Annotated in this window: 19 protein-coding genes; 2 read left to right on the top strand and 17 right to left on the bottom strand. The window is 59.9% G+C overall.

Annotation, left to right across the window (positions count from 1 at the left end):
• Positions 1 to 39 precede the first annotated feature (39 nt).
• From RG540_RS11875 to RG540_RS11865, 3 genes are read right to left on the bottom strand one after another with little or no spacing between them, the layout of a single operon-like run.
• Complete coding sequence (locus RG540_RS11875; RefSeq protein ID WP_038588099.1) at positions 40 to 867, bottom strand: ABC transporter permease; 828 nt, start codon at positions 865 to 867, stop codon at positions 40 to 42.
• A complete protein-coding gene (locus RG540_RS11870; RefSeq protein WP_244446549.1) occupies positions 864 to 1,670 on the bottom strand; it encodes an ABC transporter ATP-binding protein in 807 nt (268 codons plus the stop codon). Before RG540_RS11870 ends, RG540_RS11875 begins: the two co-directional genes overlap by 4 nt.
• Before the next feature lie 26 nt (positions 1,671 to 1,696).
• The gene (locus RG540_RS11865; protein ID WP_038588092.1) at positions 1,697 to 2,731 is read right to left on the bottom strand and encodes an ABC transporter substrate-binding protein; all 1,035 of its coding nucleotides are present in this window, start codon (positions 2,729 to 2,731) and stop codon (positions 1,697 to 1,699) included.
• Positions 2,732 to 3,095: 364 nt separating this feature from the next.
• On the opposite strand from RG540_RS11865, the gene RG540_RS11860 reads away from it, so the two are divergent.
• Entirely contained in the window at positions 3,096 to 3,542 is a 447-nt protein-coding gene (locus RG540_RS11860) for a helix-turn-helix domain-containing protein (RefSeq protein ID WP_080724923.1), read from the top strand.
• Here the strand turns inward: RG540_RS11860 and RG540_RS11855 are convergent.
• The 13 genes from RG540_RS11855 to RG540_RS11800 all read right to left on the bottom strand — a co-directional run bounded on the left by RG540_RS11855 (position 3,539) and on the right by RG540_RS11800 (position 17,395).
• Positions 3,539 to 3,787, bottom strand: a complete 249-nt coding sequence (locus RG540_RS11855) for a hypothetical protein (RefSeq protein ID WP_038588089.1) — start codon at positions 3,785 to 3,787, stop codon at positions 3,539 to 3,541. The two genes, RG540_RS11860 and RG540_RS11855, sit on opposite strands and share 4 nt — an antisense overlap.
• Positions 3,780 to 4,523, bottom strand: a complete 744-nt coding sequence (locus RG540_RS11850) for a TfuA-like protein (protein WP_038588087.1) — start codon at positions 4,521 to 4,523, stop codon at positions 3,780 to 3,782. The genes RG540_RS11855 and RG540_RS11850 overlap by 8 nt, the downstream gene beginning before the upstream one ends.
• Complete coding sequence (locus RG540_RS11845) at positions 4,520 to 5,797, bottom strand: YcaO-like family protein (RefSeq protein WP_407668817.1); 1,278 nt, start codon at positions 5,795 to 5,797, stop codon at positions 4,520 to 4,522. Before RG540_RS11845 ends, RG540_RS11850 begins: the two co-directional genes overlap by 4 nt.
• A 283-nt stretch (positions 5,798 to 6,080) precedes the next feature.
• Positions 6,081 to 6,236 (bottom strand): hypothetical protein, encoded by a 156-nt coding sequence (locus tag RG540_RS32850; protein ID WP_167551673.1) that lies wholly within the window; start codon positions 6,234 to 6,236, stop codon positions 6,081 to 6,083.
• A gap of 95 nt (positions 6,237 to 6,331) precedes the next feature.
• Complete coding sequence (locus RG540_RS11840; protein ID WP_038588078.1) at positions 6,332 to 8,272, bottom strand: BTAD domain-containing putative transcriptional regulator; 1,941 nt, start codon at positions 8,270 to 8,272, stop codon at positions 6,332 to 6,334.
• Positions 8,273 to 8,862: 590 nt separating this feature from the next.
• On the bottom strand, positions 8,863 to 9,726 hold the full coding sequence (locus tag RG540_RS11835; RefSeq protein WP_038588075.1) for a carbohydrate ABC transporter permease: 864 nt from the start codon (positions 9,724 to 9,726) through the stop codon (positions 8,863 to 8,865).
• Complete coding sequence (locus tag RG540_RS11830; protein ID WP_038543905.1) at positions 9,723 to 10,643, bottom strand: carbohydrate ABC transporter permease; 921 nt, start codon at positions 10,641 to 10,643, stop codon at positions 9,723 to 9,725. The genes RG540_RS11835 and RG540_RS11830 overlap by 4 nt, the downstream gene beginning before the upstream one ends.
• A gap of 58 nt (positions 10,644 to 10,701) precedes the next feature.
• Positions 10,702 to 11,940 (bottom strand): extracellular solute-binding protein, encoded by a 1,239-nt coding sequence (locus tag RG540_RS11825; protein ID WP_038588072.1) that lies wholly within the window; start codon positions 11,938 to 11,940, stop codon positions 10,702 to 10,704.
• Positions 11,941 to 11,982: 42 nt separating this feature from the next.
• Positions 11,983 to 13,053 carry an ABC transporter ATP-binding protein gene (locus tag RG540_RS11820; RefSeq protein ID WP_038588069.1) on the bottom strand — a complete coding sequence of 357 codons (1,071 nt, stop codon included), beginning with the start codon at positions 13,051 to 13,053 and terminating at the stop codon, positions 11,983 to 11,985.
• An 18-nt stretch (positions 13,054 to 13,071) separates the two neighbouring features.
• A complete protein-coding gene (locus RG540_RS31125; RefSeq protein ID WP_051909361.1) occupies positions 13,072 to 13,689 on the bottom strand; it encodes an HAD-IA family hydrolase in 618 nt (205 codons plus the stop codon).
• A gap of 692 nt (positions 13,690 to 14,381) precedes the next feature.
• Positions 14,382 to 15,161, bottom strand: coding sequence for an ATP-binding cassette domain-containing protein (locus RG540_RS11810; protein WP_038588066.1), 780 nt, complete (start codon positions 15,159 to 15,161; stop codon positions 14,382 to 14,384).
• A gap of 2 nt (positions 15,162 to 15,163) precedes the next feature.
• Positions 15,164 to 16,228, bottom strand: coding sequence for an ABC transporter permease (locus RG540_RS11805; RefSeq protein WP_038588063.1), 1,065 nt, complete (start codon positions 16,226 to 16,228; stop codon positions 15,164 to 15,166).
• Between the two features lie 141 nt (positions 16,229 to 16,369).
• Positions 16,370 to 17,395 carry a sugar ABC transporter substrate-binding protein gene (locus RG540_RS11800; protein WP_038588060.1) on the bottom strand — a complete coding sequence of 342 codons (1,026 nt, stop codon included), beginning with the start codon at positions 17,393 to 17,395 and terminating at the stop codon, positions 16,370 to 16,372.
• Between the two features lie 316 nt (positions 17,396 to 17,711).
• Between RG540_RS11800 and RG540_RS11795 the strand changes: the two genes are divergently transcribed.
• A complete protein-coding gene (locus RG540_RS11795; protein WP_046599689.1) occupies positions 17,712 to 18,953 on the top strand; it encodes an ROK family transcriptional regulator in 1,242 nt (413 codons plus the stop codon).
• 64 nt (positions 18,954 to 19,017) lie between these two features.
• Here the strand turns inward: RG540_RS11795 and RG540_RS11790 are convergent, their stop codons facing one another.
• A complete protein-coding gene (locus tag RG540_RS11790) occupies positions 19,018 to 19,743 on the bottom strand; it encodes a ribonuclease activity regulator RraA (protein WP_038588057.1) in 726 nt (241 codons plus the stop codon).
• Position 19,744: the final 1 nt, after the last annotated feature.

The raw sequence follows: 19,744 nt of genomic DNA, 5'->3' as shown, positions 1-19,744 counted from the left end.
GAGTTGGGCCTGAGGACAAGTTGGCTCAGTGTGTTGGGCTCAGTGCGATCCGGCCGGCTTCCAGCGGATCATCCGGGCTTCGATCACCGAGACGATGAAGAAGAGGACGACGGCAAGGACCGCAGCGATCACGACGGTTGCGTAAAGCAGCGGCGAGCGGAAATTGTAGGTCGCCTCGATGATGAGGGCTCCAAGGCCGAAGCTGGAACCGATCCATTCGGCGACGATGGCGCCCATGACGCTGCTGGTTGCGGCGATCTTCAGTGCCGCAAACAGGAACGGCATCGAACTCGGCAGCCGCACCTTCCAGAGGATTTCCGTGCTGCTGGCGGAAAGCACCCGCATCAGATCGAGCATGGCGGGGCTCGCGGATTTCAGGCCCTGGACCATGTTGACCAGCGTCGGGAAGAAGCAGATCAGCCCGGCGATGATGATTTTTGGCGCAAGCCCGTTGCCGAAGATGAGCACGAGGATCGGAGCGAGCGCGATGATCGGGATCGCCTTGATGAACACGGCGATCGGGTAGAAGGCTTTTTCCGCCGTCGCACTGTGGACGAACCAGATCGCCAGCAGGATGGCGACGAGATTGCCGAAGACGAAGCCGAGGAAAGCCTCGAGGATCGTCGGCAGCATGTTGGTCCAGAGCAGCTTGGCATTGTCGTGGAAGGCGTAGGCGACTTCGACCGGGCTCGGGGCCATGAAGGTCGGGATCTTGAAGGCCCAGACGACGAACTGCCAGAGGACGACGAGCCCGACAGCGGCTGATATCGCCGGCATATGTTTGGTGAGCACGCCGGCGGTGGCATCGAGAAGCGCGATCTTGCGATCGGCCTCGGTCTTGCGGGTGGAGGAAACGACGTGGCTCACAGGCATTCCTCCAGAAGGCGGCGCAGATGCGCGGTGACGCCGATGAACTCGACGGTGTCACGCACGGCGAGCGAACGCGGGAAGGGGAGATCGACCTTCATGAACTCCTTGACGCGGCCCGGATGGGCCTGAAGCATCAGTACGTTCTGGCCGAGGAAAGCCGCTTCCGGGATGGAATGGGTGACGAACAGGATCGTCGTTCCCGTTTCCTGCCAGACGCGCAGCAGTTCCTCGTTCAGACGGTCGCGGGTGATTTCGTCGAGCGCCCCGAAAGGCTCGTCCATCAGAAGGATGCGCGGCCGCGTGATCAGCGCCCGGGCGATCGCCACGCGCTGGCGCATGCCGCCAGAGAGCTCGTGAGGGAGCGAATTTTCGCGCCCCTTCAGCCCGACCATGGCCAGCAGTTCATGCGGGTCCGCATAATTGCCGGGCATAGTATGTTTCTGTGCGTGTTTTCCGACTTCCAGCGGCAGGCGGACATTGTCGAGTACGTTCCGCCAGGGAAGCAGCGTCGCATCCTGGAAAACGAAGGCGAAGTCGCGGCTCTGGCGAGCCTCCTGCGGGCTGCGGCCAAAGACGGAAATCGAACCTTCGCTGATGTGGACGAGATCCGCCACACATCTGAGGAGGGTCGATTTTCCGCAGCCGGAGGGGCCGAGCATGGTGACGAAGGCACCTTCCGGTATGTCCACGGAAACATCGGAAAGGGCCGTGAATTCGTTGTTCCTGTCGCCGAACCTGACGGAGAGGTTTCGGATCGAAACCGCCGTGGCTGCCGGTTCTGTGAGGGGAACGTTCGGCATCAACTTCGCCGTTCCTAACATGACTATCACCCCACCTGTTTGCGGATGTCGCTGGTGGCTTCGAGGATGGAGAAGTTCGCGACGTCGTCGACCGTCGGAACTGTTCCCTTGAACTGCTTGAGATCGGCATAGGCCTTGATCTGCGCCGCCCAGTTTTCACGCGACATGGTACCCCAGCCCGATGCCTTGGTGGTGGCGCCGAAGGAGAAGTCGACGCACGGGACCACAGCCTTCATTTCGCTGGCCTTGTCGAGGATCGGATAGGACTCGCAGAGCATCTCGACCGCTTCCTTCTGGTTGCTGCGAACATAACCCCAGCCCTTGGCGGCGGCGCGGGTGAAACGTTCGAGAACATCTGAGTGTTTGGCGATCTGGTCGTCGGTCGTGTAGTAGACGTTGGCATAGAGCTGCAGGCCGCTGTCCCAGAGCATCATGTCGACGCGATTGTCGCCGAGGACATCGAGGGCATTGACGTTGGTGAGCCAGCCGGTGACCGCATCGGCCTGGCCGGTGATCAGCTGGTTCATGTCCGAACCCATGTTGACCATCTTCACCTGGTCCTCGGCGATGCCGTTCTGGGCGAGCAGTGCGCGCAGCAGGATGAAGGCGGTCGGCTGGGTGGCGATCGTCTTGCCGATCATGTCTTTCGGGGTCTTGATCGCCTTGTTCTTCAGCGAGAAATAGGTGAAGGGGTGCTTCTGGTAGCCGGACAGGAAGGCCTTGACCGGCAGGCCTGCCGAACGCGCCAGCATCACGGACGGGCTGGAGGAAATCTGGCCGGTTGCGGACTGGCCGGACGCGACGCCCGCGACGCCGTCGACGCTTGGTCCGCCGGGGACGATTTCAAGCTCGATGCCCTGTTCTTCGAAGAAACCCTTCTTGATGGCGGCGACTTCGCCGAGCACGCCGTTCGAGACGAGCCAGCCGAGCTGCATGCGCACCTTGGCCACATCCTTGGCATTGCCGGCGCGGATGCCGAGGACGCTGGAGGCGGCGGCGAAGCCACCCAAGGCCGCAGCGTTGGATATGAAACGTCGGCGATTCAGTGTGAAATGAGACATAGCGTTCCCCTGTTGGCCTTATGGCCTGATACATTTTCGCTTGACTTGGCCGGTCTCAGCGCCGGATTGAGGGGAGGATGGCGCAATGTCGCGTTCTAATAAAGAACAATATTTCGCATATTTGGTTGCCGAAAAGGCAACACCAAAACGCGCGGCGATTCTATTGAATTTGCAATCGTCAAGTCCGTCGCCCGAACCCAAGCTTCGATCTAAGGCCAAGCCTTTGCGAAGCCCTGATTTATGGTGGACGTTTACTTAATTATCCACTCAAGATAGAAAATGCTTGAAGGGGTACTCGGCAACTTATCGATGATAGGATACAAATAACACGTCAGTATCCTAGTGCCAAAGAGATGGTCCCTCAGTGAGCAAAGCACCGAATGCAGCCGACAGAGAGGTTGGAAAGCGGATCCGCCTCTACAGGCGAGAGAAAAAACTTACGCAGCCGCAACTTGCCCACCACGTGGGCATCACGTCTCAGCAGCTTCAGAAATATGAAAATGGCATTAATCGGATTGCTGTCGGCAAGCTCGTGGAGATCGCGACCGCGCTGAAGGTCGAGATGGTGGCGTTCTTCGATCGGATCCCGACAGTCGAACCGTCGAACGACAATCAGCTCGAAGACCCGCAATTCGATTTCACCCATGAAGCGCTGCTGATGAGCACCGCATTCATGAGCATTTCCAAACCGTTTCTTCGCAAACGCATCCTGGAATTGGTTCAGGCGGTTGTCGCAAGGGAATTCGAGGCGGAAGCGCTTTTGGCCGATATCGAAAGACAGCCGGCCCAGTCAGCGGTCCCTGACGTTTAAGTCCTGGGACCGTCCTCATCGAGGGCTATCTTCGTCTTGCTGCGGAATATCGCATTCAGCTTCACGCTCCTCTCGTTTTCGGGACTGGTGCCTTCCCAATCGAGCGAGAGTTGAAGGAGAGCCATGTTCGTCAAGTGGACGACCGTGGAGAGCTGAAGTGATTCCGCTTCCTTGTTGACCGCGGAAAGCATGCGGAACAGGCGGGCAAATTCGTCGCTGGCGACGTCGTGGGCGAGATCAATCATTCATGGATCCTTGCGCCGAGTCCATCTCGTCGCGCAGTTTTTCCCAATGGGCGGTCTGTGCGAACGTCCATTTGGAGTGTTTACGGGAACTGGTAATGCCGTTGAGCCAAACGAGAACGGCCCTCGCATCCTCACGTTTCAATTCCACCTTGTGGCGTTTGATGTCGTGAAGGATCACCGCACCGCGCTGAGGATCACTGAACTCGCATCGTTCGAGAATGGCCTGATAGGTCCGCTCGGTGTAGTGCATGAAATTGGCAGCGAGAAAAAACCGTTCCCGCTCGGCAGCTGAAATGAGCCCCATCCGCCCAAGCTTGCGGATCGTCGCCTCGTAGTCGACGCGCGGCACCGAGAGCGGCATCCATCCGAGCTCCTCGGGGCCGTGGATCAATGCTACGGCCTCGTCATCGATCAGCCGGCCGGCGGCATAGTCGGAATATATCCGGCCGATGCCGATCATTCCGAATGCCTCGCATTCGGCAGCGCGCAGCGCCCCCATGCTCGAGCCGCCGCCGATGGAGACATCGCGGCTCAGCGCATAAAGGATCTCCTTGTGCCACACGGAGGCGGACTCGCCGAAATAGCCGTCGATCAGGGCGACCGCCGTGGCGCCGTCCTCGACCGCCTTCAGGATGTCTCCGCGGGCCGCAGGTCCACGGAAGGTCAGCGATGGGAATCGCTGTTTCATCTGGCGGGTCGACGACCCGAGGCTTGGCCCGACGAAAACGACTTTCAATGCCGTGACCTCCTTATGGCATTTGCAGCGCGGATACCGAGCTGCAAATATTGTCCGGAAAGTTCGACTTCCAGGCCGGGAACGATGACCCGGACGACCGAAACGGGAAGCCCGGCATCCTGCATGGGAACCGCAACCACCTGCCTGATGCCGGCAAGCCTGAGACGACCGACTATGTGATCGATCGTGCCGTTGATGGAGTGGCGGGTTGCGTCAAGCTCGCGATACTCGACCGGGCGCCTGTCCAGCGACGACAGGGCAACCAGGCGGCTGAGAGCGTTATCCGCCCGTATGTGCTGATAGATGCGGGGCGAAAAATCGTCGCGGCTGCCGGCAATCGCAGTCAAGCGGCTCTGTGCTGCTTCGGTGATGGCGCGCAGCATTGCGCGCACCGGGTCGGGATGGCAGCCGCAGCCGCCGCAAATCTGGCTCCAGCGCGGGTCTGATCGTTTGGATGTCGAATCCGGGATGAGCACGGCCAGGAATGCCGGAACCTGGAGGTCCGTCGTCATGTCGAGGAGGAGGAGCTGCATGCCTGCATCGCGGAGGCGGCCGACCAGCAGGTCGATCAAGGCATCCTCGACCGTGGTTGGATCGACGAGGCAGGCATTCAATTCTTGTTCGGATTTGAGCTGGACAAGGGTCCAGGCGTCGCGCTCGACGAGTTCGCAGAGCCCGTGCAGAAGTGCCTCGGCGCGGGTGTTTCCGGATGCAAGACCATCGCTGGACTGTTCGAAACCGGCCGGCCGTTCGCCCCGGTGGTCCATTCCGGCAAGCCACCAGGGCACCATGACCTGATTGCCGGAAAGGATATCCAGACCGGGGACCCAGGGTATCTGACGGTCGCCGATTTCGGAGGGCACGCATCGGGCGGTCGAATGAAGGTCGATCACCCCCGCTTGCGAGCCCGCGACGTCGTTGACGGTCGCCCAGGTGAGCGATGCCGGTTCGACTTCGGCGACCCGTGTCTCCAAGGCCTCCATGGCGGCCGAGGTGCGCGCCGCATCGGCGTCGACGCCTTTGCCCTGGAAGACGGAGAGAGTGTAGCTGTTGGGCCGTGTCGCAAAAGCGACGGGAATGCCGACCCGGTCGAGGCCGGTCAGGAAGCCGACCCGTGTAATGCCGAGATCTCTAAAAAACGGGCTGATCGCGTCGAAGGTTTCCGCCGGCGAAACGCGCCGGTCATGATACGTACTGAAACCCTGCTCCCGCTGCGTCAGGGAGGTTGCGAATGTCTGGATCGTTTGCGTCGATGACTGGATCTGCATCATCATTTCCGGCTGCCGAATTTCGAAGGACCCTGACCTGGAGCGAGATCGGGCGGGCGACTGCCGGGTCTGCAAAAGTGGTTGCGATGCCGAACTCATCTCGTCGAATCGTCCTCTCTAAGGGTCTCTATGGGAGAGGAGACCAAAGGCACCGTGACTTGGGCGTGACAGGCTTGTTAAGGGGCAAGTTTGGTTGCTGAAAAGACCTTTTGCTTGGCGGCATTCCAGAGCCGTCGCGGCTCGTGGTTAAGCCCAAGGCAACCGTCGGCACCTTGGGCTTCCAGGCTCATTACTGATATCTCATCGCATGCGTGACCTGAGAGAGCGCGTTCGCCGCAATCTCGGTCCGGCCGCCAAGCACGGCTTCGGCAGCGGCGGAAAACCGCAGCGTTGGGGCAGAGGCAGTGGCTTCAACCGGCTTGGATGTCTTGAACTTCGTTTCCATGCTTTCTCTCCGCTAAAAGGCAGCTTGTGCTGCGTTGCGTAGAGAAAGGACCACACCGGGTGTTATTCCAGCGTGACAGGCATTTTCACGCCTGTTTACGGCAGCCCGGCGAGCCTGAGGCCATGAATGAGCAGTTCGGCATGCGCCGGGTCACGGTCCGGCACGAAGTAGCGGATATCTTCGCTGCGGAAATCGGGGAAGTTTTCCCGGACGATCGCCGCATATTTACGCGCGGCAGGCATGTCGCCTGCCATCGCGTGACTGGCGGCAAGCAGCCGCGCGGTGGCGTGTTTGGTGCGGACCGGGTCGATCGTATCGATCGCCTTCGAATATTCCTGGCGCACGTAGTAGGTGGAGCCCAGTATCCAGTAGTAATAATCCGGCGGCAGGGGGTTCAGCTTGAAGGCCGCGAGCCCGAGATCGAGAGCCTTGTCCAGGTCACCCGCATGCGACAGAGCGTCCGAATAATCTATCAGCACATCCGCATCGCTCGGATTAAGGTTCTGGGCCTCTTGAAAAAGGTCCAGGCTTTCGTCGAAACGTCGGCGATAAAGCGAGATGAAGCCGAGCTCGCGGAAGGCGCGGCCGCTGCCGGGATCGAGATCGCGGGACGCGCGGGCGGATTGATTGGCCACATCCAGCAGCTCGTTGTCCTTCATGCCGCGAACCAGCCATTCCATGCCGAGCGAGCGCGAAATTCCGGCATGCGCCGGCGAAAAGCTGTCACACCGCTTGACCGCTGACTTGAACCATTTGCGCGCCTGACGCAGATGCGGCAGGTCCGTGCCGGACAGATAGCGCTTTCCTTCGAGGTAAAGGCGGTAGGCGGAGGGGTCGACGTCGTCGAGGGACCTGGCGATTTCATGCCGTTCGATGACATCGGTCAGCGACATCGAAATACGCCGCGCCAACTGGCTGAAAGATGCTCTCATCTGCTGGACGTCGAGCGGCAGGTTGATGGCCCAAAGCACTTCGCCGGTGCCCACCCTCGTTAGCCTACAGGTCGCAAAAATCTCGTCGCCTTCACCCTGGATCGTCACGAACACGGAATAGTCGAACTGAAGGTCGCTGAGGGCCGATTGGCGTTGATTTGGATCGCTCGATCGATTGAGCAGTTCGAAACTCGTATGGGCGGCGATGATCTTGAAAACACGCTGGTGGCTGAGACCGATCGTGACGTCTTCCAAAAGAGCTCTGCCGAGGCGCTGGACCAGCGCATCCTGGACGATCGTCTCGGGCGGCAGGATCACCACGCGCGGCTGTGCCGGCATGACGCCCCTTGGGCGTTCCTCCGCTTCGGGCGTGCGGTCCGAGCCTGGCCGGCTGAGGATGCCGAGTTCGTGGGCGAGCCCAACCGTCTCCGGTGTCGGCGGCGTGCCATAATCGGCCCTCAGTTGGTCCCGGCATCGGCTATAAGCCTGGCGAGCGGCGGCGAAGTCGCCATGGCCGACGTGATACTTCATCAGGGCTCGCGCGGCGCCCTCGTGAGAGGCATCCAGCTCGATCAGGCGGTTGGCAAGCAAGGGTAGTGACGAGGATTGCTGGTGGGACGATATCGCGAGCAGGCTTTCGATGTGGCTCAGTCGCCAGTCACCGACCTTGCGCCGCGCGTCCAGAAGCCAGTCCTCCGCGCCGCCGGTCGGAGCCTCCACGGCTTCGAGCAGTTCGCCATGAACAAGGTCCCAGTTGTTCTCGGCTAAGGGGCCTGCCTCCATCAACGCGAGGAGATCGACCGTGAACCGATCGCAATCAAGCCGCAACGTTTCTTCGTCAGTGAGGAGGATGGCCGGGGCGTCCGGGCCGACCGCCTTGGCGATGCGCGCCAGGAGCTGACGCAGGCTGTTGGCGCGTTTTTCCGGATCGTGGGAAGGCCAGAGCAGCCGCCGTATCGTTTCGCGGTCGACCGTCAACCTGGGCGCCATCGCAACGACGGCAAATAGAAAATAGGCCTTTTCCGGCAGAGCGATGCTCACGCCGTCCAACTCAAGCGAGGGGCGACCGAGCAACCGGATTTGGAGCATCGTATTTTCGAGCATTGTATTGCTGTTCGGAACTACGCGTTGTTGTAGAAAATATGTATCGTTATGGGGACTGTCTGTACATTCATTTCTGATACTGCTGAGCTAATAAGCTGCAAGTACCAAACCGCTTCGACGAGTTACGTTGCATTGCCTCGATCGAAGACGCGTTTCCAACCTCCGCCACGGGTCGGAAGCGGATGGCAGGATGTTTACTCGACCGACATCAGGATATCGGCCTTGGTCGGACCGGATGAGCTCTGGATTACGAGCTCAGGAATTACGCCGGGCTTCCGAGGAACTGAAAATACGCCCAGGCGAGAACAAGACATACGATCACGGCTGCAACAACTGCCAACTTGCGTAGCAACGGATTCGGCTCTCGCGGCGGCGGTTCCGGGCGTCGGAATTTGATGACGTTGTCGTTCATGGATCTGCTTTTACCGCTGAACGTCTTGAACCGCTACAGGGTTGCGATTGTTTTATGGTGTTGCGGGTGCGAGCCGCATCCGAGACGTGCATAACAGCACATCGATCCATGTTCAACTTGCCATATTCACGGCAGTCCCTGCGTTCAATGGGCATTCCAAGCGTGGTTCCTGGCCTCCCTACTTCACTGCTCCCGCCGTCATGCCGTTGATGAACTGGCGGGACAGGATGATGTAGACGATGATGACCGGCGCCGAGGACAACAGAAGCCCCGCGAACAGCACGCCCCAATCGGTCGTGTATTCGCCCATGAAGGTCGTGAGGCCTTGCGGCAGGGTCTTCAGGTTGTCCTTCTGGATGAAGATCAGCGGAAAGAAGAAGTCGTTCCAGATCGGCACGACGTTCTGGATGCCAGCGATCACCAGTGCCGGCCGCACCAGCGGGAGCATGATCGACCACATGATCCGAGGTTCGCTGGCGCCGTCCATGCGGGCCGCGTCCTCGAGTTCGTTCGGAAGCGTGGCGATGAAGCCGGTCATGATGAAGACGGTGGTCGGCAGACCCATCGCCACATAAATGACGATCAGCGACAGCTGCGTGTTGAGGATGCCGAGATCGCGCATCAGGATGAAGAGCGGGATGATCGCGAGTTTCAGGGGGAGCGTCAGTCCGGCCAGGAAAAACATCAGCACGAAGCTCGAGCCCCGGAACTTGTAGCGTCCGACCGCATAGGCCGCCATCGTCCCAAGCGTCAGGATCACGACGATCGACGCGCCGGTGACGATCATCGAATTCAGGAGATAGCGCAGGAAGTTGGTCTGGCTCCAGATCTTGATGATGTTGGCGAAGTTGGAAAAATCCGGGATTGAGAATGGCGACTGGAAGATCTGCGCATTGGTCTTGAACGCGGCAAACAGCATGATGACGATGGGAGCGAGCATCACCACCGTGTTCAGGATCAGGATGATCTGGATCAGCCCATCCTTGCCGAGCGTGGCGAGCATGCCGCGCCGATCGTAATAGCTTTGCGAAGCAGTGCTCATATCTGAATTTCCCTGGCCCGCAGCTTGAAGGTGATGACGCCGGCCACCAGCGCGATGAAGACGAAGATCAGCACGGCAAGCGCGCTGCCGGCGCCGAAATCCTGCCCCGAGCCGGACATGTTGCCGAAGGCTGTGCGGTAGAAATAAAGCCCGAGCACATCGGTTGCTCCGTGCGGAGAGCCTTCAAGGCCGACCATCACGTAAGGGATCTCGAACCAGTTGAAGCTGCCGACAAAGAGAAGGGTGAAAACGACGGTTGCGCTCGGCGCCACCAGCGGCCAGACGATCTTGGTGATCTTGGTCCACTCGCTTTCGGTTTCCATCCTGACGGCGTCGAGGATTTCGCCCGGAATGCGCTGCATGCCGGCGAGGAAGACGAGCGTCGGGAAACCGACCATGTGCCACGCATTGGCGAATATTAACGACCAGAGCGCGGTGGAATCCTGACCCAGCCAGGGCTGGGCAAGTCCGCCAAGGCCCAGCCCGCGGAACGAGATGTTGACCACGCCGAAAAGCGGATGAAGGAAGAGCTTCCAGAGAAAGCCAACGATGATGGTTGATAGTACGACCGGCAGGAAGACGGAAATCCGGTGGAAGGCAGCACCCGGCAGCTCGCGCCAGAGACAGTAGGCGAGCAGGAATCCGACGCCGTTCTGCAGCACCATCAGCGCAAAGAAGACCCAGACGTTGTGAAGGAACGCGTTGACGGTCCAATCGGCATAGGGCTGGGTGAACAGCACCTTGTAGAAGTTTGCGAAACCGACGAATTCGCCGCGCGCCAGCCCGTTCCAATGGAAAAAGGCATAGGCGAAGGCCGAAATGATCGGGTAGACGACAAACAGCGCTACGAAGGCAAGCGGCGGCACGATCAGGGCCGAAATCCAGAGCCTTCGCGAAACAAGGGGCGATCCGGGCATTACAACTCTCTTGAGATTGGAGGCGGGGCGGCTTGTAAAACCGTCCCGCCGCTTGAGGTCACTTCTTGAACGGGGCGTACCAGTTCGCAAGGCCGGTCGTCAGGTTCTTGCCGACCTCTTCCGGGGTCGCCTTGCCGCCAAGCAGCTTCTGGATCTCGCTCTGCAGCAGGACCGAACCGGACGGCTCGCCGTAACGGAAATGGACCAGCATCAGATAGGGGATCGAGTGCTTGTTGAGGTCGGCGACTTCGCCAAGCAGCGGTTCCTTGAACGTCACGCCCGGCACGGCCGAGATGTTGTTCAGGTCGTTGGCGAACATCTGGCCAAATTCCTGGCTGGCGAGGAAGTTCAGGAACTTGACCGCTGCTTCCTGGTTCTTGCCCTTGGCATTGGCCGCATAACCGCCGTCGAAATAGAGGGCGACGAGCTTCTCGTCCTCGGCCTTCAGGCCGGGAGCAGCGAAGATGCCCATCTTCATGTTGGGGTTCTGCTTCTTGAAGTTGGCAAGCTCGTAGGAGCCGCCGACGAACATGCCGGCCATGCCGGAGGAGAAGAGCTGCTGGGCGGAAGCGTAATCAAGACCGATGAAGCCGTCCGGGAAATATTTGGTGATTTCCTTGAGCTTGGTGAGAGCCCCGACATAACGCTTGTCGGTGAAGTCGGCCTTGCCGGCCATCAGGTCGTCGTAGAAACCGCGGCCCATGATCGAGGATACGAGGCCGCCGACCACGACTTCGTTCTGCCAGGCGGTTGCCGTGCCGTTGGCAAACGGCATGACGCCGGCAGCCTTCAGCTTTTCGGATGCCTTGATGAAGTCATCCCAGCTCTGCGGCTCGCTCAAGCCGTTCTTGTCGAAGATATCCTTGTTGTAAATCACCAGCATGGTCTGGCTGGCAAAGGGAACGGCGTAGGTGATCTTGTTCGAACGCATCGTCTCGGAGGCGAGCGCCGGCGCGGTGAAGGTAGAGAGGGCCGGGACATTGGTCTTGTCCAGAGCCAGAAGATAGCCACCGCTCGCGATCGTTTCCATGCCGCCATAGGTGCGGGTGAACATCAGGTCCGGTCCCGAACCGCCGGCAAGCGCGGTCGACAGGATCGTGTTGTAGTTCGTCGCTTCGAACGTTTCGAACTTGACGGTGATGCCCGGGTTCTTCGTCTCGAAAGCGGAGATAAATTTCTGGTACTGGGCCTTATCTTCCTGCCGCCAGCTCCAGAAGGTCAATTCCTGCGCCATTGCCGGCAAGGCCGTCGCCAAGGCTCCCAAGGCTACTATCGTGCTGCAAACTAGCTTTTTCATCTGGTTCCATCCTCTTGGTATTTATAGGAGACGAAAGTGCTTTCAGGCCGCCAACCTCTCCCTCGTTGCGCGACTGAAATAGTGGATTTCCTCTGAAGCCACCGTGATGACGACCGGCGTGTCCGGAGGCAGGTCGACCGAGGCCGAGGACCGGATGCCGACCAGCGTGCCGTCGCCGAGACGCACATACACATACGTGTTCTCGCCCAGATATTCCGTGTAGACGACGCTGCCCTTGAAACCCTCAGTGCTTTCGTCCGTGGAGACCGTCATCGCATCCGGCCGGACGCCGATCACGAGATCGCGCTCGTCCGATTGCGGCAGGCGGGAAACGCTGACCGATCCCGATCCGGCAAGCCCGAGATTGTTGCTGTCGCGTTCAACATTGAGAAGCGACATGCGGGGCGAGCCGATGAAGGTCGCGACGAACGTGTTGGCCGGCCGTTCGTAAAGTTCGCGCGGGCTGCCGAACTGTTCGACCTTGCCGTTGTTCATCACGACGATCCGGTCGGCAAGCGTCATCGCCTCGACTTGGTCGTGGGTGACGTAAATCGTGGTGCCGCCGATTTCTCGGTGAAGCCTGGCGATCTCCAGGCGCACGTCGGAGCGCAGCGCCGCATCGAGGTTGGAAAGAGGTTCGTCGAGAAGCAGGACCTTCGGCTTTCTGACCAATGCGCGGCCGATCGCGACGCGCTGGCGCTGGCCGCCGGAAAGTTCGCGCGGCTTGCGCTTCAGGAGCGGATCGAGCCGCAGCATCTTGGAGGCCTCGTCGATGCGCTTTTCGACTTCGTCCTTTTCGAGGCCCATCAGCCGTGCGCCAAAAGCCATGTTTTCATAGACATCCATATGCGGATAGAGCGCATAGGACTGAAACACCATGGCGATGCCGCGGCGCGACGGGGCAACGTCGTTCATCCGGCGGTCATCGAGGTGAAACTCACCGGAACTGATCGTATCAAGGCCGGCGATCAATCTCAGCAGCGTCGATTTTCCGCATCCCGACGGGCCGACGAAAACGACGAATTCCCTGTCGGAAATCTGGAGGTCGATACCGTGCAGCACGTCAACGGATTTGAAGCTTTTCTTGATGCCGCTGAGGGTCATTCGAGCCATGCCGAAACTCCGTACTCGTCAATTCAAAGTGTGCTCGGCGGCAAGTGCCGTGAGCAATTCAGCCGTTTCAAACGGATCGCGATGAAGGATGCAATTCTGCCATCCAAGCTTGTGTGCCGCCACGACGTTTTCCTCGATGTCGTCGATGAAGATGACGTCCTTTTCCGAACATCCTTCGACTTCCGACACCGCCTGGAAAATCATGCGGTCCGGTTTTTCAAGGCCCATGTCCTGGGACAGGTATGCGCGATCGAAATAACCGGCGCCCAGGAGGTTGTCGCTGATATAGCGCCAGTGGATCGCCTGATTGTTGCTGAGGCAGACGACGCGATGATTTTCCTTGAGCTTGCGGACGAAACCGATGAATTCGCCAAAACCTTCGGCGACATAGGCATGTTCGGCTTCATAGACGCTTTCGGCCGGCACGCCGAATACCCCGGCAAGCGCCTGCACATAATCGGGCTCCGTCGACCGCCCCAGCCGGAAATCGCGGAAGATCGCCTCCGGAACGTCGCTATACCGCAGGGACGGGCCTGCGCCGCCAGGCTTCGATACCGCGCGGTCACGGGAGGCCGGATCGAGCTTCACGAACACGCCGCCAATATCAAAAATGAAGAGCTTTTCGCGTTTCTTCATGAGCCGGTTCCAGCACCACTCCCTCATCCCTTAAGTGTTAACAACCTATTAGATAATTCCGCCCTGTCAATTAAGTATGGAATTTTTTATTCGTATCAGATGTTTTCAACAGGCTGTTGCCGCCTTCGCTTCATTTTGGTCTGGGATCTACTATGGGCATTGGTGCGGGATGTAATGAGCCGCAGGCGATAAGGCCTTAGAAACACGCCTGATTTGCGGGTGAGTCGGTCATCTCGCGACGGCAATGCCGCGTAGCGGAATGGAATATAAAATTCTTTATATTTTTACTGATGGGAATTTTCTATCGTAATCGTTTTGGTCACAAGGATCGCCGATCGAATGATCGGCGGGAAGACCGATATCGGGGTGGCCAGCATCATAGTGGCAGGCGGTTGATTGTGTTGGGGAAGCGCGGCCGCTCGGATATTACCGGCAGGAAGGTCGCCGTGGTGTTCGTGGCAGACCTCGTGGTTGAGATGGCCCAGTAGCCGTGCCCGGACCAGCACAGTCGAGCCGAGCCACGGGGAATGGCTGCTTCTCAAGGTCCGCAGCACCATGCAGTCGTCCTCTACCGCAAGCGGGCGAGGGTGGGATAGGGCGACGGGATATTATCGTGAGTTACCCGATCGCCTGTATCTCTTGGACCAGGCGACCGGAGGACGGCTCCGACGGGAGCTTAGTCGGGGCGATCGTTACGCCGCGACTGGCTGGGCGGGCGCCTTGGCGCCCGTCATGAAGGCGACGGCGTCGGACATCGTGTACTCTTTCGGATCGATGACGGTCAGCCTTCGTCCAAGCCGATGAATATGGATACGGTCGGCCACTTCGAACACATGCGGCATGTTGTGCGAGATGAGTACAATCGGAATGCCGCGCGAGCGCACGTCGAGAATAAGCTCCAGAACTTTCCGGCTTTCCTTGACGCCGAGTGCGGCGGTTGGTTCGTCGAGGATGATGACCTTGGAGCCGAAGGCGGCGGCCCGGGCCACCGCAACGCCCTGACGCTGCCCGCCAGACAGGGTCTCGACGGCCTGGTTGATGTTCTGGATCGTCATCAGCCCGAGTTCGGTGAGCTTGTCTCGGGCCTGCTTTTCCATCGTCGGTCGGTCGAGCATGCGGAACCACTGTCCGAGCATGCCCGGTTTGCGGATTTCGCGCCCGAGAAACATGTTGTCGGCGATGGATAGCGCCGGTGAGAGCGCGAGGTTCTGGTAGACGGTTTCGATGCCCGCATCGCGGGCTTCGAGTGGTGATTTGAAGTGCACCGGCCGGCCTTCCAGGGTGATTTCGCCCTCGTCGGGCCGCACCGCGCCGGAGATCGCCTTGATCAGCGAGGATTTGCCGGCACCGTTGTCGCCGATGACGGCGAGGATTTCGCCGGGGTAGAGATCGAAATCGGCGTTGTCGAGAGCGGTCACGCGTCCGTAACGTTTTACCAGGCCGCGGGCTGTGAGGATGGGTTCGACACTCATGATTACACCGAGACCTTTCTGATCCACTGATCGATGGCGACGGCGGCGATGATGAGCCAGCCGGTCAGCATGACTTTCCATTGAGGATCGGCGCCGAGCATGTTGAGCCCCATCGACATGACGCCGACGAGCATGGCGCCGAACAGCGTGCCGAGGATGGAGCCGCGGCCGCCGAACAACGAGATGCCGCCGATCACCGTTGCGGTGATTGCCTGCAGGTTATAGTCGGTCACCGCGGAGGAGGGGGATATCGAACCGTTGCGGCCGATCGAAACCCAGGCGGCGAAGGCGGCGATGATGCCGGCGATCGTGTAGACGCTGAGCAGAACCTTGCGGGTCTGGATACCGGAGAGTTTCGCTGCTTCGGGGTCGTCACCGACGGCGTAAACATGCCTTCCCCAGGCCGTATGGTTGAGGATGTACCAGAGCACTGCGACGAGCAGGACCATGGCGATGACGCCCAGCGTCAGAATTGCGCTGCCTACCTTGAAATTGAGAGCGAAGAGATGGAGGAGCGGCGCCTTTTCGTCCACGTCGGTGTCGCGGATCGTCTCGTTGGCGGAATAGATGAAATTCGTCGCCATGATGATGTTCCAAGAGCCGAGCGTCACGATGAACGGCGGCAACCGCATGACCGCGACAAGGAACCCGTTGAAAAATCCGCAGACGCCGCCGGTGATTAGGCCGACAAGGATCGCTATGCCCGCAGGCATGCCGTAGGTGACGGCGAAATTGCCCATGATGACGGCCGATATCACCATCACTACCCCGATCGAAAGATCGATGCCGGCGGTGAGGATGATCAGCGTCTGGGCAGAGCCGAGAATACCGACAACCGCGATCTGCTGAAGGATCAGCGTCAGCGTATAGGACGAGAAGAATCGTCCGCCGATGGCGATGCCGAAGATAATGATGGACAGGATCAGCACGATCAGCGGCACGGCAGCGGGTGTCGAATGCAGAAAATGCTGCGCGCGTTTTAAGAGAGAGACGTCCTGGCTCTCGAACGAGGCAACGCTTTTGTCGCTGCCGTCGAGAACACGCTCGAATTCCTGTGTTCCACTCATGTTTCCTCCTCCGCGCGCCGAATGCGCAGGAACCATCCGTTGAGTTCGCCCGGTCTTCGCCGGTTGCTTCCCAGCGGCGTATCGCTGGTCGAAAACGGCCGGGGATCTCGCCCCGGCCGAGATGTGGCTAGATGGCGGGGATCAACCCCAGCACTTGGCCGTACCTTCCTTGACGTCGATCGACTTGACACCGGGAACCGGTTTGTCGGTGACCAGCGAGACGCCGGTGTCAAAGAAGGACTTGCCTTCGGTCGGCTTCGGCTTTTCCTTGGTGTCGGCGAACTTCTTGATCGCCTCGATGCCGAGCGATGCCATCAGCAGCGGATATTGCTGCGAGGTGGCGCCGATCACGCCTTCCTTGACTGACTTGACGCCCGGGCAACCGCCGTCGACCGAGACGATCAGCACGTTCTTTTCCATGCCGACAGCTTTCAGGGCCTGGTAGGCACCGACGGCGGCGGGCTCGTTGATCGTGTGGATGACGTTGATACCGGAATTTTTCTGGAGAAGGTTTTCCATGGCCTTGCGACCGCCTTCCTCGTTGCCGTTGGTCACGTCGTGGCCGACGATGCGCTTGTCGGTTTCGTCACCGATCTTGTCCGGGTTCTTGGGGTCGATGCCAAAGCCGATCATGAAGCCCTGGTCGCGCAGGACATCGACCGTCGGCTGATCCGGGGTCAGGTCGAGGAAGCCGACCTTGGCATCCTTGGCCTTGTCGCCCATGGTTTCCTTGGCCCACTGGCCGATCAGCTTGCCGGCAAGAAGATTGTCGGTAGCAAAGGTAGCGTCGGCGGCGTTGATCGGGTCGAGCGGGGTGTCGAGGGCGATGACGAGGACGCCGGCATCACGGGCTTTCTTGACGGTCGGCACGATGCCCTTGGTGTCGGACGCGGTGATGAGAATGCCCTTGGCGCCGTCGGCGATGCAGCTTTCGATGGCTGCGACCTGGCTTTCGCTGTCGCCGTCGATCTTACCGGCATAGGATTTCAGCGTCACGCCGAGTTCCTTGGCCTTGGCCGAGGCACCTTCCTTCATCTTGACGAAGAAGGGATTGGTGTCGGTCTTGGTGATCAGGCAGGCGGACACGCCGGCGGCCTGGGCAGGGGCGGAAAACGCGACGCCCAGGACGAGGGCGCCGAACGCGGCGGACAATACGGATTTCTTCATGGTCTCCTCCCAGAGTTAAGATTGTCCGCCATGCGGACCAACGTTCGGACACCGGTGCCACCGAGTTCGACAGGCGTCTCCTCCAAGCCGTCCTGTGCCCTTACACCCTAATTAAGAACGAGTTGAAATAGCCTGTCAATAATTAATTCCGATTGAATTATTTATTTCTCGTGCCATAGTTTGCCGAAGTGGAGGTTCAGAATCTGGGCGGTCCGTGTGCTGTGCACCTTTGGGTTTAGCTCGGGATATCAAGAGGATATCCTGCTTTCTCGAATGAGGTTTCTCCGTCGATTCAAGGCTTCTGGGAGGAAGAGCCATGTCGGTTTCGGATAGTGTGGCGCAAGGCCACGCGCTGCTGGGCAATTTCACCGGCGGCTCAAATCAGGTGCGGGTGAGGGCCTATAATGAACGGCTCGTGCTTTCGCTTGTGCGTCTGAACGGCTCGATGTCGAAGGCGGATATCACGCGACGCAGCGGGCTTTCCGCCCAGACCGTCTCGGTCATCATGCGGGCGCTCGAAAAGGACGGTCTCTTGTTGCGCGGTGAACCGGTGCGCGGCCGGGTGGGGCAACCTTCGGTACCGATGCGCCTCAATCCGGATGCCGTCTATTCGTTCGGCGTGAAGATCGGCCGGCGTAGCGCCGACCTGGTGCTGATGGATTTCGTCGGTCATATACGGCTGCAATATCACGAGACCTATGCCTATCCGCTTCCCGGGAAGATCATCGAGATCATCACGTCCGGCATTGCCCGGCTCGAAGGCCAGTTGAATGAGGCACAGCGCGGCCGTATCGCCGGGATCGGGATCGCCGCGCCATTCGAACTCTGGAACTGGGCCGAGGAAGTGGGCGCTCCACAAGGGGCGATGGAGGTTTGGCGCGGGTTCGATCTGCAGGCGGAAATCGCAAGCCAGGTCCAGCACGCGGTCTATCTGCAGAACGACGCGACCAGCGCCTGCGGCGCAGAACTGGTATTCGGCGTTGGCCCGTCTTATCCGGATTTCGTGTATTTCTTCATCGGATCGTTCATCGGCGGCGGGATCGTTCTGAATTCCGCGATTTTCTCCGGCCGGACCGGAACCGCCGGCGCGGTGGGGCCGCTTCCGGTGCGTGGCAAGGATGGCGAAACGCGCCAATTGCTCGACATCGCCTCGATCTTCGTTCTGGAGAACCTTCTGAAAGAGCGGAACCTGGATCCGCAGCCGCTCTGGTATTCCGCCGACGACTGGATCGATTTCGGGGAACCGCTCGATCTGTGGATTTTCCAGACCGCAAATGCGCTTGCCCAGGCGATCGTCGCGGCAGCCTCGATCATCGATTTTGGCGCCGCCGTGATCGACGGCGGTTTTCCGGCCTGGGTGCGGCAACGAATTGTCGCCTCGACCATCGAGGCGGTGGCACGACTCGACCTTCAGGGCGTCATCATTCCCGATATCATCGAGGGAATGGTCGGCTCCCAGGCGCGGGCGATCGGCGGCGCCAGCCTGCCGATCTTTGCCAAATACCTCACCGACCAAAACGTGCTTTTCAAAGACCTGCGCGAGATGCCGACAGGTTAATAGACTGCCAGCCGGGTTCCATTGATCCCGACGCCGTTTCGTTTGATCGGTGGAGAAAGTTGCCTCAGCGGCCCTTGGCCTGGCGCCAGCGGGCGAAATCCGTCTTGGTCTCTTCCCTGGTCGCCGGATAGAGGCCGATGATCGAGCGGCCACTCAAGACCTCCTCGGTGACGAAATCCTCGAATGCGGTCATCTCGATCACCTCGTCGGCGATCTCGTCGGCTATGCCGGCCGGAACGATGACAACGCCTTCATTGTCGCCGACAACCACGTCGCCCGGCCAGACCGCGACGTCGCCGCAGCCGATCGGCACGTTGATATCGAGCGCCTGATGGAGCGTCAGGTTGGTTGGGGCGGAGGGGCGGTTGTGATAGGCGCGGATGCCGAGTTCGGCAATTTCGGGGCTATCACGAAATCCGCCATCGGTGACGACGCCGGCGACGCCGCGCACCATCAGGCGCGACACGAGGATGGAACCGGCGGAGGCGGCTCGGGGATCCCTGCGGCTGTCCATGACCATCACATGGCCCGGCGGGCACTGCTCGACAGCGGCGCGCTGCGGATGCTGTGGGTTCTGGAACACCGAAAGCGGGTTGAGGTCTTCACGGGCCGGGATGTAACGCAGCGTGAAGGCCTGGCCGACCATGTTCTGCGGCTTTTGGGAAAGCGGCCGGACATCCTGGATGAACTGATTGCGCAGTCCACGCTTGAAGAGCGCGGTGCAGATCGTCGCGCAGCTGATGCCCTGGTATTTCTTGCGCGTGGTCTCGGAAAGAACGTAGTCGGTCATG

This window comes from Neorhizobium galegae bv. orientalis str. HAMBI 540, assembly GCF_000731315.1.
Lineage (GTDB): Bacteria > Pseudomonadota > Alphaproteobacteria > Rhizobiales > Rhizobiaceae > Neorhizobium > Neorhizobium galegae.
This window is presented reverse-complemented; position numbering and strand designations above follow the sequence as displayed.